The sequence below is a fragment of the Mesorhizobium sp. Root554 genome (assembly GCF_001427025.1).
Classification (GTDB): domain Bacteria; phylum Pseudomonadota; class Alphaproteobacteria; order Rhizobiales; family Rhizobiaceae; genus Mesorhizobium.
The window spans coordinates 475,947-488,545 of sequence record NZ_LMGA01000001.1; the positions used below are offsets into that span (position 1 = coordinate 475,947).

Below are 12,599 nucleotides of genomic sequence, written 5' to 3' on the forward strand. Positions count from 1 at the left end.
TTCGCAGTCAGACGACGATGGGCGCCGTCGCTCCGTCCATGCTCACCGATACGCCGGTGATGTAGCTCGCTCTGTCGGACGCCAGGAACAGGACGGTGTCGGCGATCTCCTGCGGCGTCGCCGCCCGGCCCATCGGAATGCGCGACAAGGCACGTTGCCGCGCCTCGTCTTCGGATATCCCGTGCAGGGAGGCTTCCGCGCGAAGACCCTCGGTGACACGGCCCGTTTCGGTCAGTCCCGGATTGACGGCAACCACGCGGATGCCGCGTCCGGCATAGGCGGTCGCCAGTCCCGCCGTGACCAGCATCAGGCCGGCATTGGCCGCGCCGCCGGCAATGTGGGTGGGTGAGGCGATCTTGCCGCCATTGCCGATGACATTGACGATCACGCCGCTGCCACGCGCCGCCATCAGCTTCACCACCGGGTCGATGATATTCACATAGGAGAAGAACTTGGCGTCGAACGCCTTGCGGTAGGCGACCGGCGACAGCTGATCCGGCGGCGTGCGCTGGGCGGCGCCGGCGCTGTTGACCAGGACATCGACCGGCCCCAGTTCGCGTTCGATCGTTTCGACGACGCGCGCCGCCTCTGCCTCATCGGACAGGTCCGCGGCCAGCCCGTACGAACCCGGCAATTGCGCGCAGGCATTTTCGACGTTCTCCTTCGAGCGCGAAACGATCGAGACCCGCGCGCCTTCGCCGGCGAAAGCCTGCGCACAGGCCAGCCCAATGCCCTTGCTGCCGCCGGTCACGACGACGACCTTTCCCTTCAGGCCAAGGTCCATGATCAATCTCCTCCTTGCCGTATCGCGTCGAGTTCCGCGAACCGCGCCAGGAATGCTTTCTGCGCCCAGATGGTCGAACGCGGCGCAAGGTCCAGCCGGTCGGCGGAAAAGCCGCGCGGACGCCCGAAGAATTCCGTTGCCTCGGCCACAGCGAAGCCGGCCAGCTCCGTCGCCTCGAAATAGGCGGCGATCTGGTCGGCGCGCTTGATGTCTTTGACCAATCCGACGCCGGGTTCGGCCGGCAGCGAAAAGCGGAGATGGATGGCGCGCTGCAGCCGCAGTTCGCAATCCTTGTAGCCGCCGCCCATGACCGATTTGAACGGTGAGATCATGTCGCCGATGACATATTCCGGGGCGTCGTGGAGCAGGGCGGCCAGCCGCTGGGCCGACGACGCAACCGGTGCGATCCGGGCGAAGATCGTTTCGACCAGAAGCGAATGCTGGGCAACGGAAAAGGCATGGTCGCCCCGGGTCTGGCCGTTCCAGCGCGCCACGCGGGCAAGGCCGTGGGCGATGTCGGAAATCTCGATGTCGAAGGGCGAGGGGTCGAGCAGGTCCAGCCGCCGTCCCGAAAGCATGCGCTGCCAGGCGCGGACCGGCGCGCCGGCGCGGTCGGCTGCCATCAGGCTTCCTCCGTGTTTTCCGGAAAGGTGAATCTCGCCCAGTCCGGAATAGAGAGATGAACAGGTACGACACCCGCCAGGATCGCCTTGCCGTCATCAACCGCGGCCTTCACCCGGTCGATGCGCGCAACCGCCAGACCGGCGCTGCCGGACGTCGAGCCCAACGCGCCAACCGGCCGGCCATCCACGGTCAGTTCGGTTCCGGCTGCAGGCAAGGGCGCATCCGCGGACACGATCAGCACCCGTCGCCGCGCCGTGCCGCGATGCTGCATCCGCGACACCACTTCCTGGCCGACATAGCATCCCTTCTTGAAGCCGACACCGCCGTTCTGGTCGAGGAGAACGTCGTGCGGGAAGGCATCGCCGAGTTGATAGTCGACCCCGCTCTCCGCCACCCCATGCGCGATGCGGAAGGTATGCCAGGCGGCAAGGTCTCCCTCATCGGATCGTACGCCATAGACGCGCACGACATCGCGGTCCGCAAAGCGTCGGTCGGATACTGCCGGCTCGGCCTTGCCTGAATCAAAGTCTGAGGCAATTGAATCGATCTGCCATTCCACGGAGACAAGCGACTGTTCCTGTTTGGAAATGCCCACCTTGGCCCGCAGCCGGTAAAGCACTAGCCTGCGCATGAAATCGTCGGCAATGTCGGCGCGGCACTCCAGCAGGAAGCCATTTTCGCCGGCGCGCGAAATCAGGAAATCGAACAGGATTTTGCCCTGCGGCGCCAGCAGCGCTCCGGGCTTTGCCTCACCCGCGCCAAGCTGGTCCAGATCGGTTGTCACGATGTTCTGCAGGAAGTGCTCGGCCTCGGCCCCGGATACGGAAACGAGCGCACGGTCTTTGAGCAGGGCGGATGGCATGTGTCGGGCGGCCTGAATTCTGCAAAACGGTCAGGCTTAGGTAAGCCTCCGCAACTTTCCCCGCAAGAGAGCCGGAAGCGTGAACCTCAATCGGCTCAGTCGCCCGCGACGAAGAACTTCCAACGGCCCTCGGGCGTGATTCCGACACGGTAGAAGATGTAAGCGCCGAACTGCTTCATGTCCTCGTAGTCGCCGGCGGTGACGATCTTGAACAGTTCCACCCGCTGCCGGGCATCGAGCTTGTCCAGCGGCAGTGCGAAGAAATAAGGCCAGACATAAAGCTCCTGGTCGGTGCCGACGTCGATATGGGAATAACCGGCGTTCATCACCTCTTCCATGATCGCCAGTATTTCCTGCCCCTCGGTGTCGCCGGAGAGGCCCTTGAGGAAGTCGATGGGGTCGCCATCGATATCGGTGAGGGAAAGCTGGGTCATCGAATCCCTTGTGCCGATCAGCGGCCGCAGCTTTTCAATGTCGCCGCTCTTGGCTGCTTCGACGATCAGGTCGTGCATGCGCCGCACCGGTTCGGGCAGTTTCGACAGATCGTAGACGACTTCGGGCAGCGGCGCCGCGGGATCGACATGCGGGCTGGATGGGCCGCCGCTTTGCGGAGGGGTGGCCGGCTCGACCTGTTCCGGTTCGTCCTGATCGGGCGCGGTCGGCTTGTCGTCGGCGGGCGGCGAAGGCTGGATCGGGTCCGGCAGGGGAACGCCGGTATCCGGCCCGCTGTCTTCGCCGGCGTCAGGCTGTTCGGCCGGCTTCGCCAAATCCTCACGCTTGATTTCGCTCAAGGCATGAGCCGGCTGGGCATGTAGTACCAGGAGCGGCGTAAGGCTTGCCGACAGGAGGGCGAGCCAAAGGCTCAGAGCCGATACATGCCGCCGAACGCCGGATTTTTCTTGTCTGAACACCCGCTTCTCCATGTCGGACGCCGCGCCCGAAAAGTAAGCCCAAGGCGGAACGCCACCTGGCCGGGCGCCGACTCAGTGCCGCAATTGGTCGGGGTCGAAAGCGCCAGCGATCACCTTTTCACGCATCCTGTCCAGCAGGGCAAGAGCCGCCGTTTCGCCATTGGCGCGCAGCATTTCCGCGAACGCCGTTTCAAGCGCCGCCTCTGCGATGATTTCCGGCTCGATACCTGCCGAAAGCCCTTCGGCCCAGGCTTCGTTATGGCTTTCGACAGCGGTCAGGCGTTTTTCTTCCCGGACCAGCGCATCGATATCGCTGAAGCTATGTTCCATAGGCGACTTCCACCCTTTCAAGTGTCGATCCTTCAAATACGGATCAAACTCGACTTGTCCCTTTAATGTCCCGTTAAGACTCTAGCACAGGCTTCCGCCGCTGTACGCTCGCCTTTGCCGGAAAAGTTAACGGCCTGTTAATTGCCGTAGCGCGAAGCGATGTCGCGCGAAAGGGCTTCCCCTTCCTTGACATAGCGGCTGATTGCCTCGGTCGCCGATGGCGTACACTGGCTGTACGCGGTCCCGAACGAGCGATAGCCACGATTGAAGGAGGCGATGAAACGCGCCTTGCGCTCCGGATCCGGACTTTCCGATTCGAGCAGTTTCTCCATCTCCGTCCGCCAGTTTCCACCGGTCTCTCCGCACAGGCTGCGCAGGAAGTGGAGGGAGCCGAGTATTTCGGCGAGGCGCATCAGCCCGGGTTCGAATGGCGCTTCCACGGCGCGGGCAGGCGACAAGGCGATTCCGGCGGCGATGCCGGTGGCAAGGCAGGTCGAAAGCAAATGCGAAGCGCGGCGCATAAACCCTTGTGACGAAACAATTTGTCAGCCGCAAGACCGCCATGCTGACAGGGGGCTGCGTTTTCAGTCCTTGCCCAGCAATTCGCTCGCGATGGTAAAGACCGAGCCGGCCAGGGGCAGATCCGACATTTCGGCCAGCGTGTAGAAGGCGGCGCTTTCGGCATCGTCCGCGGCCATCGCTTCGCCGCTCACATACCGCGCGCCGAACACGGTGAGGCGATAGTCGACCGGATGGCCTTCACTGGAACCTTCGATGAAAATGGTCTCTACCGGTCGGAAATCGTTGGCCTCCAGCCCGGTCTCTTCCATCAGTTCCCGCCGCGCCGCCTGCTCGAGCGTTTCTTCCGACTCTACCTTGCCGCCGGGAAAGGCATACAGCCCTTGCGATGGCGGCAGCGCGCGCTTGACCAGCAAAACCGTGTTGCCGCGCACCACGGCAACCGAGACGGCAGGCATTTCTTTTCTCTTGGCCATGAGGTTGCCTTGGATGTGCCTTCTGTGGATCGATAGGCTTTCTGCAGCTTTAAAGGTTGCGGCCTTCCGCTGCCACCGCCACTTTCAGGCTGAATATATCGAAAGATTGAACTCGCCATGTGCGGACGTTTCGCCCTCACCGCCACGACCGACCAGACGGCGGCCTTCCTGGGGCTCGCCGAACTGGAGGAGTTTCCGGCGCGCTACAACATCGCGCCGACGCAGCCGGTGCTCGCGGTGCTGTCCGCCGGCCCGCGCGAGCCGTTTTCCAACCGTCCCGACCGCTTGGCCATGCTGGTGCGCTGGGGACTGATCCCTGCCTGGGTGAAGGATACCCGCGATTTCCCGCTGCTGTTCAACGCACGTTCGGAAGGCATTGCCGAAAAGGCGTCGTTCCGCGCCGCCATGCGTCACCGCCGGGCGCTGATCCCTGCCTCCGGCTTCTATGAATGGCACAAGCAGTCCGGCGGTAGCGGCAAGGGACAGGCCTATTGGGTGCGCCCGAAGCAGGGCGGATTGATTGCGTTCGCCGCTGTCCTTGAGACTTACGCCGAGCCGGGAGGTTCGGAGATGGACACCGGCGCCATCGTCACCACGAGCGCCAATGACAACATCCGCCATATCCATGAACGCATGCCTGTCGTCGTGCAGCCACAGGATTTCGCTCGCTGGCTCGACTGCCGCAGCCAGGAACCGCGCGATGTCGTCGATCTCATGAAACCTGTCGAGCCGGGGTTTTTCGAGGCCCTGCCGGTCTCGGACCTCGTCAACAAGGTGGCGAATACCGGCCCCGAAATACAGGAACGGGCCGAAATCGCAGCCGTTCGTGAGCCCGAAAAAGCAAAGCGCCGCACCAATGGCGACGCTGGCGATACGCAGTTGACGCTATTTTAGAACGCCGCGACGTTTGTAAATCAAACGCCGGGTGCCCGAGCCGGGTTCAGGCGGCGCGTGGCGCGATGAACTTCTGGACAGGCTTTTTCTTCTTGGCCGTATGAAGCAGAGCCGCGGCGATAGCTGCCGGGCCGATTGCCCTGTATTGACTGTCGAGAGCCGCCGGTTGGGCGGGGCTGGTCTTAACCTTGCTGCGGGCCATGTTCGTCTTCCCCAAGACATTCCGTTTCGAAGTGCTTCATTGTCTCGCCGATTCGGACCAAATCGTGACGGTGTCGGCAAGAAGCCGGCGAACGTTCATCACTGTGCCGACATGTTTAATAGAATCTTACTGATCGTTCCCTCGGCCATGCGTAGCAGGCTTTTGCCGAAAGTTGCGTCTTGACGGCAACACTGGGCAGGGCGATAAAGCCGCCCCATGAGAACGTCTTTCGCCATTTGCTCCATTTGGATTATTGACTAGCGCTCGCGCTGGTCCGGACGTTTTCGCCTCATTTTTTCAGCAGGACAAACGCCCCGGCCAGCAGGCTGGAGCTGTCTCGCGTCTTGGCGCGGCGTGCTCCCGACAGCAGGAACGGACCGGGAAGGCACGCATGTCTGAAAGCACCAATGGGTTGCGTCTCTACAACACGCTGACGCGGACGAAGGAGACGTTTTTTCCGATCGATCCGGACAATGTCAGGATGTATGTGTGCGGCCCGACGGTCTATGACTTCGCCCATATCGGCAATGCGCGTCCGGTCATCGTTTTCGATGTCCTGTTCCGGCTGCTGCGGCACCTCTACGGCGAAGACCATGTGACCTATGTCCGCAACATCACCGACGTGGACGACAAGATCAACGCCCGTGCGCTTCGCGATTTCGGTGCTGAGATTTCTGGCGGGCAATTGTCGCTGAACGAGGCGATCCGCCACGTGACGGAAAAGACCGCGCAGCAGTTCCGCGGCGATGTGGCCGAACTCGGCTGCCTGCCGCCGACAGTAGAGCCGCGCGCCACCGAATTCGTGCAGCCGCGCGCCGACGGCAAGGCCGATATGATCGGCATGATTCAAACCCTCATCGAACGCGGCCATGCCTATGAAACCGCGGGCGAAGTCCTCTTCGATACCGGCTCGATGCCGGAATACGGCCAGTTGTCGAAACGGCATCTGGACGAGCAGCAGGCCGGCGCGCGCATCACCGTGGACGAGCACAAGAAGAACCCGCACGATTTCGTCCTGTGGAAGCTGTCGTCGCCGGAGGAGCCGGGATGGGAGTCGCCGTGGGGCAGGGGCCGGCCCGGTTGGCACATCGAGTGCTCGGCCATGTCCGCGGCCTACCTCGGCGAGACCTTCGACATCCATGGCGGCGGGCTCGATCTGATCTTCCCGCACCACGAAAACGAGATCGCTCAGTCGCGCTGTGCCCACGGCTCGCACGCCATGGCCAATGTCTGGATGCACAATGGCTTCCTGCAGGTGGAAGGCCAGAAGATGTCCAAGAGCCTCGGCAATTTCTACTCGATCCACGAACTGCTCGAGACGGAGACTTTCGGCGGCCGCAAATGGCCCGGCGAAGTGCTGCGCCTCGCCATGCTGATGACGCACTACCGCGAACCGATCGACTTCAGCGTGCGCAAGCTGGAGGAGGCGGAAAACACGCTGCGAAAGTGGAAGCGCGCCGCCGACACAGCCGCCGCGTCGGCGCCTGACCTTCCGCAAGCGATCGTCGATGCACTTTCGGACGATTTCTCCACGCATGCCGCATTTCAGGTGCTGACGCAGCTCGCCGGCGAGGCGGGTGAAGGCAGCGGAGCGGCGGCGTCGCTGAAAAGGGCGCTTGAATTCCTCGGTTTCGACGTCTCCTCCGCGCAGGTGAACCAAAACGAGGTCGATCGCGCCATAGCCCGCCGGCTGGAATTGATCGCCGCCAAGAACTGGGGCGAAGCCGACAGGATCCGCGACGAATTGTTGGCGCAGGGAATCCAGTTGAAGGACGGGAAAGACCCAGCCACCGGCGAGCGTGTCACCACTTGGGAAGTAAAGCGGTGAGAAGCGGCTCAACCAGATGGAGTGATGTCCATGATTGACCACACAGGCATACCAGTCGCGGATTTCGACAGGGCAAAGGCGTTCTACGACCGTGCTACGGCGCCGCTCGGGGGTTCGCTCCTTTTTATGGTTCCGCCGGAACATACAGGCGGCATGAAGGTCGGCGGCTATGGCCGTGAGCGGCCGGTTTTCTGGCTGCGCGAAACGGGCCAGGCCGGGAAAAGCGGACGCCACTACGCGTTCACCGCCAACAGCCGGGCCGATGTCGATGCCTTTCACGCCGCGGCGATCGCTGCCGGAGGCCGTGACAACGGCAAGCCCGGCATCCGCGCGCACTACCATCCCGATTACTATGGAGCATTCGTCCTCGACCCTGACGGCAACAACATCGAAGCCGTTTGCCACAAGCCCGAATAAGACGGACGGAAAGCACGATGAGCCTCGACAACAGGCCGGTCTATACAGGGGGGTGCCAGTGCGGTGCCGTTCGATTCCGTGTCGAAGGCACGCTTGGCGAGGGCTCAGTCTGTCATTGCCGCATGTGCCAGAAGGCGTCCGGCAGTTTTTACATGCCGCTGGTTTCCGTGCGCGAGGCCAAGGTGGAATGGACGCGCGGCGAACGCCGGCGCTTCCACTCCTCGAACCATGTCGATCGCGGATTCTGCGGCGATTGCGGTACGCCGCTGACCTATGAGGCGCCGGATGGCATGGCGCTGACCATCGCCAGCTTCGACAAGCCGGAAGAAATCGCTCCCGTCATCCAGTGGGGCGTCGAGGCGAAACTTCCCTATGTGGACGGTGTACCATCGCTCCCTGCTGAAGAAACGATGGCAGACATCGAAACCGCGCCGTTCCTGGCTGATCTCGTCTCCTATCAGCACCCCGACCACGACACGGACGAATGGCCGCCAGCGGACCGTTCGCACAAGGCCAGATCGAAATGACAGATCAGTTAAGAACCCTCTATCCAGAAACCGAACCGTTCGACAGCGGCATGCTGGATGTCGGCGACGGACACAGCATCTATTGGGAGCGCTGCGGCACCAAAGGCGCCAAGCCGGCGGTGTTCCTGCATGGCGGTCCGGGCGGCACGATCTCGCCGAAGCACCGGCGGCTCTTCGATCCGAAGCTCTACGATGTCATCCTCTTCGACCAGCGCGGCTGCGGCAAGTCCACGCCCAATGCCTCGCTCAACGCCAACACCACCTGGCACCTCGTCGCCGACATCGAAAAGCTGAGGGAGATGGCCGGTTTCGACAGATGGCTTGTTTTCGGCGGCTCCTGGGGATCGACGCTGGCGCTCGCCTATTCGGAAATCCACCCTGATCGCGTCAGCGAACTCGTGGTGCGCGGCATCTACACGCTGACCCGCGCCGAGCTCGAATGGTATTATCAGTTCGGCGTGTCCGAGATGTTTCCCGACAAATGGGAGCGTTTCATCGCGCCGATCCCGGAAGGCGAGCGGGGCGAAATGATGGCCGCCTATCGCAAGCGCCTCGTCGGCGACGACCGCAAAGCGCAGATCGAGGCGGCGCGCGCATGGAGCCGCTGGGAAGGCGAGACCATCACGCTGCTGCCCGATCCGGCCACCAGCGATGCGTTTGAAGAGGAAGACTACGCGCTCGCCTTCGCTCGCATCGAGAACCACTTTTTCGTCCATGCCGGCTGGCTGGAAGAGGGGCAGTTGCTGCGCGATGCCTTCAAGCTGAAGGACATTCCCGGCGTCATCGTCCACGGCCGTTACGACATGCCGTGTCCGGCCAGATATGCGTGGGCGCTGCACAAAGCCTGGCCGAGGGCCGAGTTCCACCTCATCGAAGGCGCCGGCCATGCTTATTCGGAACCGGGCATACTCGACCGGCTGATCCGCGCGACGGACAAGTTTGCAGGCAAATCATGATGGTCCGGGAACGCCTCTATCTTTTCGACACCACTCTGCGGGACGGCCAGCAGACGCCGGGCATCGATTTTTCCGTCGAGGACAAGATCGCTATCGCCAAGATGCTCGATGAATTCGGCATCGACTATGTCGAGGGCGGGTATCCGGGTGCGAATCCGACGGACACTGCTTTCTTTGCCGAAAAGCGCACGCAGCGCTCGAAGTTTGTCGCCTTCGGCATGACCAAGCGTGCTGGCGTTTCAGCGTCCAACGATCCCGGCCTCGCGGCGCTGCTGCGGTCGGCATCGGATGCGATCTGCTATGTCGCCAAAAGCTGGGACTACCATGTCCGCGTCGCGCTGGGCTGCACCAATGAGGAAAACCTCGAGGCGATCCAGGCTTCGGTGGAGGCGGCGCGGGGCGCTTCCAAGGAGGCGATGGTCGACTGCGAGCATTTCTTCGACGGGTTCAAGGCCAATCCCGATTATGCGCTTGCCTGCGCCAGGGCTGCCTATGAAGCCGGCGCCCGCTGGGTCGTCCTGTGCGACACCAATGGCGGCACCCAGCCCTCGGAAGTACGCGCCATTATCGGCAAGGTCGTTGCCAGCGGCATTCCCGGCGACCGTTTGGGCATTCACGCCCATGACGATACCGGGCAGGCCGTCGCCAATTCGCTGGCAGCGGTGGAGGCTGGCGTGCGGCAGATCCAGGGCACGCTGAACGGCATCGGCGAGCGCTGCGGCAATGCAAACCTGATCACGCTCATCCCGACGCTGATGCTCAAGCCTGCTTTCGCCGATCGCTTCGAAACCGGCATTTCAGCGGAACAGCTTGCCGGTATTTCGCGCCTGTCGCGTGCCTTCGACGAGCTTCTCAACCGGGCGCCGGAAATCCAGTCGCCCTATGTCGGGGCATCTGCCTTCGCTACGAAGGCCGGCATCCATGCTTCCGCTCTGGCCAAGGATCCGGCCACCTATGAGCATGTGCCGCCGGAATCGGTGGGCAACCGCCGCCGCGTCATGGTCTCGGATCAGGGCGGCAAGGCCAATTTCGTCGCCGAGCTAAAGCGACGCGGCATCGACGTGCCGCGTGACGATCACCGGCTGGATGCGCTGATTTCCGTGGTCAAGGAGCGCGAGGCGGAGGGCTATGCCTATGAAGGCGCCGACGCGAGCTTCGAACTGCTGGCGCGCCGGATGCTGACAGGCGTTCCGGAATTCTTCAGCGTCACCTCGTTCCGCTGCATGATTGAGCGTCGCTTCGACGCCAACGGCCAGTTGCGGACCGTATCCGAGGCGATCGTCAAGGTGCTGGTCGATGGCGAGGAGAAAATGTCGGTCGCCGAGGGCCATGGCCCGGTGAACGCGCTCGACATCGCGCTGCGCAAGGATCTGGGCAAATACCAAAGCGAGATCGCGGATCTCGAACTGGCCGACTACAAGGTGCGTATCCTCAATGGCGGCACCGAGGCGATAACACGGGTGCTGATCGAATCGCACGATGCGACCGGCGCGCGCTGGTGGACGGTCGGCGTCTCCGACAACATCATCGACGCCTCTTTCCAGGCCTTGATGGACTCCATCGTCTACAAGCTGATGAAGAACCGCGAAATGGCCGGATTGGTAGCGGCCGAATAGCCGGCTGCGCCGGCATGTCGGCTTGGGCCATTGGCAAAACTCCGTTGAACCATGCGATGTTTGACGTGGCTTTCGGCCTTCGAACGGCTCATACCGCTGCGATGTCCGCCGAACCAGCTCCAGAAAACGACAAATCTGCCCGGCGCGGCTTCGTGTTTGCGGTGTCGGCCTATTTCTTGTGGGGATTCCTGCCCTTCTACATGAAAGCTGTCGCGCATATCCCGTCGCTCGAAGTGGTGGCGCACCGGGTCATCTGGTCGCTTCCGGTCGCTGGGGTCGTGCTCCTGTGGCTGGGGCGCACCGGCGACATCAAGGTGGCGCTGCGTACGCCTCGCACCTTGGCCATGGTCGCGCTGACGGCGGCCATGATCACCGCGAACTGGTGTGTCTATGTGTGGGCTATCGCGGCCGACCGCGCGCTGGAAACCGCGCTCGGCTACTACATCAACCCGCTGTTCAGTGTTTTTCTCGGCGCGGTTCTGCTCGGTGAGCGCCCGACCCGGGCGCAGCTTGTGGCCATTGCGCTTGCGGCGCTGGCCGTAGCGGTCCTGACCTGGGAGAACGGCGGGCTGCCTTGGGTGGCGGTGGCGCTGACCTTTACCTGGGGCTTCTACGCCCTGCTCAAGAAGACCGTGCCGGTTGGGCCGTCGCAGGGTTTTTTCCTTGAAGTGCTGATCCTCGCTGTTCCGGCGCTGGGTTACATCGTTTGGCTCGAGGCAACCGGCGCCGGTCATTTCGGCGATCAGAGCGTGTCGGACATCTGGCTGCTGATGAGTTCCGGCCTGGTCACCGCCATCCCGCTCATCCTCTATGCCAACGGCGCGAAGCTGCTCAGGCTGTCGACCATCGCCATCATGCAGTACCTGGCGCCGACGATGATCTTCCTGGTCGCGGTGTTCGTCTTCCACGAGCCGTTCTCGACCGAGAAGGGCATCGCCTTTGCGCTGATCTGGGCAGCGCTGGCGGTCTATTCGTGGTCGATGCTGTCGGGCGGCCGCAGCGCGGCGGCTACAGTTTCTCGATAACCGAGGCTTCGCCTTCCGTCGGCGCATCGGCGGCGGCGCCTGCCGTCAGGATGGCGGCGACGATCGCGTCCGGATTGTCGACGACCAGCGGCTTGACGCGATTGGCGGTGTGGATGAACCCTTCCGCCGCCATATGATCCATCAGCGCGATCATCGGATTCCAGAATCCACGGACATTGCCGAACACCACCGGCTTGCGGTGATGGCCCAGTTGCGCCCAGGTCAGGATCTCTATGACCTCTTCCACGGTGCCGATGCCGCCCGGCAGCGCCACAAAGGCGTCGGATTCTTCGAACATCCTGTGTTTGCGCTCGTGCATGTTCTTGGTGATGACGAGTTCGTCAAGCCGGTCGAGCGCCGAGCCGCTGGCTTCGCGGTTGATCAGGAAGCCGGGAATGATGCCCATGACCTTGCCGCCCGCCCGCAACGCGCCATCGGCAACCGCGCCCATGATGCCCTTGGTGCCGGCGCCGTAGACCAGACGAAGACCATTACGGGCAAGCGATCGGCCCAGTATGTGAGCGGCTTCGATATAGACGTCGTCGTGGCCGGGAGACGAGCCGCAGTAAACGCAGACGGATCGAATCGTGTTCATGGGCATGATTGGTGATGGGGCAGGCGGCGGCGG

At 62.8% G+C, this 12,599-nt stretch carries 16 protein-coding genes; 7 read left to right on the forward strand and 9 right to left on the reverse strand.

What is annotated here, in order from left to right; genetic code table 11:
• Positions 1-7: 7 nt before the first annotated feature.
• From ASD44_RS02250 to ASD44_RS02280, 7 genes are all read right to left on the reverse strand, one after another.
• Positions 8-784, reverse strand: coding sequence for an SDR family oxidoreductase (locus ASD44_RS02250; RefSeq protein ID WP_056108239.1), 777 nt, complete (start codon positions 782-784; stop codon positions 8-10).
• Positions 785-786: 2 nt separating this feature from the next.
• A complete protein-coding gene (locus ASD44_RS02255; RefSeq protein ID WP_056108241.1) occupies positions 787-1,407 on the reverse strand; it encodes an HD family hydrolase in 621 nt (206 codons plus the stop codon).
• Positions 1,407-2,270 carry a folate-binding protein YgfZ gene (locus ASD44_RS02260; protein WP_056108245.1) on the reverse strand — a complete coding sequence of 288 codons (864 nt, stop codon included), beginning with the start codon at positions 2,268-2,270 and terminating at the stop codon, positions 1,407-1,409. Before ASD44_RS02260 ends, ASD44_RS02255 begins: the two co-directional genes overlap by 1 nt.
• A gap of 95 nt (positions 2,271-2,365) precedes the next feature.
• A complete protein-coding gene (locus ASD44_RS02265) occupies positions 2,366-3,193 on the reverse strand; it encodes a hypothetical protein (RefSeq protein ID WP_056108248.1) in 828 nt (275 codons plus the stop codon).
• Between the two features lie 60 nt (positions 3,194-3,253).
• Positions 3,254-3,511, reverse strand: a complete 258-nt coding sequence (locus ASD44_RS02270; RefSeq protein ID WP_056108252.1) for a hypothetical protein — start codon at positions 3,509-3,511, stop codon at positions 3,254-3,256.
• 137 nt (positions 3,512-3,648) lie between these two features.
• Positions 3,649-4,032 carry a TIGR02301 family protein gene (locus tag ASD44_RS02275; RefSeq protein ID WP_056108254.1) on the reverse strand — a complete coding sequence of 128 codons (384 nt, stop codon included), beginning with the start codon at positions 4,030-4,032 and terminating at the stop codon, positions 3,649-3,651.
• A 63-nt stretch (positions 4,033-4,095) separates the two neighbouring features.
• Positions 4,096-4,506 carry an NUDIX hydrolase gene (locus ASD44_RS02280; RefSeq protein ID WP_056108256.1) on the reverse strand — a complete coding sequence of 137 codons (411 nt, stop codon included), beginning with the start codon at positions 4,504-4,506 and terminating at the stop codon, positions 4,096-4,098.
• 117 nt (positions 4,507-4,623) lie between these two features.
• Between ASD44_RS02280 and ASD44_RS02285 the strand changes: the two genes are divergently transcribed.
• Positions 4,624-5,400 carry an SOS response-associated peptidase gene (locus ASD44_RS02285; protein ID WP_056108258.1) on the forward strand — a complete coding sequence of 259 codons (777 nt, stop codon included), beginning with the start codon at positions 4,624-4,626 and terminating at the stop codon, positions 5,398-5,400.
• 46 nt (positions 5,401-5,446) lie between these two features.
• Here the strand turns inward: ASD44_RS02285 and ASD44_RS18550 are convergent, their stop codons facing one another.
• Positions 5,447-5,602 carry a hypothetical protein gene (locus ASD44_RS18550; RefSeq protein ID WP_200946395.1) on the reverse strand — a complete coding sequence of 52 codons (156 nt, stop codon included), beginning with the start codon at positions 5,600-5,602 and terminating at the stop codon, positions 5,447-5,449.
• A gap of 391 nt (positions 5,603-5,993) precedes the next feature.
• On the opposite strand from ASD44_RS18550, the gene cysS reads away from it, so the two are divergent.
• The 6 genes from cysS (at position 5,994) to rarD (ending at position 11,971) form a co-directional block, all read left to right on the forward strand.
• Positions 5,994-7,430, forward strand: a complete 1,437-nt coding sequence (gene cysS / locus ASD44_RS02290; RefSeq protein WP_056108263.1) for a cysteine--tRNA ligase — start codon at positions 5,994-5,996, stop codon at positions 7,428-7,430.
• Positions 7,431-7,460: 30 nt separating this feature from the next.
• Positions 7,461-7,847, forward strand: a complete 387-nt coding sequence (locus tag ASD44_RS02295) for a VOC family protein (protein WP_056115263.1) — start codon at positions 7,461-7,463, stop codon at positions 7,845-7,847.
• Positions 7,848-7,864: 17 nt separating this feature from the next.
• On the forward strand, positions 7,865-8,374 hold the full coding sequence (locus ASD44_RS02300) for a GFA family protein (RefSeq protein ID WP_056108266.1): 510 nt from the start codon (positions 7,865-7,867) through the stop codon (positions 8,372-8,374).
• Positions 8,371-9,330 carry a prolyl aminopeptidase gene (gene pip, locus ASD44_RS02305; RefSeq protein WP_056115266.1) on the forward strand — a complete coding sequence of 320 codons (960 nt, stop codon included), beginning with the start codon at positions 8,371-8,373 and terminating at the stop codon, positions 9,328-9,330. The genes ASD44_RS02300 and pip overlap by 4 nt, the downstream gene beginning before the upstream one ends.
• Positions 9,330-10,946 carry a citramalate synthase gene (cimA, locus tag ASD44_RS02310; protein ID WP_056108268.1) on the forward strand — a complete coding sequence of 539 codons (1,617 nt, stop codon included), beginning with the start codon at positions 9,330-9,332 and terminating at the stop codon, positions 10,944-10,946. Before pip ends, cimA begins: the two co-directional genes overlap by 1 nt.
• A gap of 101 nt (positions 10,947-11,047) precedes the next feature.
• On the forward strand, positions 11,048-11,971 hold the full coding sequence (rarD, locus tag ASD44_RS02315; RefSeq protein ID WP_056115267.1) for an EamA family transporter RarD: 924 nt from the start codon (positions 11,048-11,050) through the stop codon (positions 11,969-11,971).
• Here the strand turns inward: rarD and ASD44_RS02320 are convergent.
• Positions 11,955-12,566: a TIGR00730 family Rossman fold protein gene (locus tag ASD44_RS02320; RefSeq protein WP_056115270.1), complete on the reverse strand. Its 612-nt coding sequence runs from the start codon at positions 12,564-12,566 to the stop codon at positions 11,955-11,957. The genes rarD and ASD44_RS02320 overlap by 17 nt on opposite strands.
• Between the last annotated feature and the right edge of the window lie 33 nt (positions 12,567-12,599).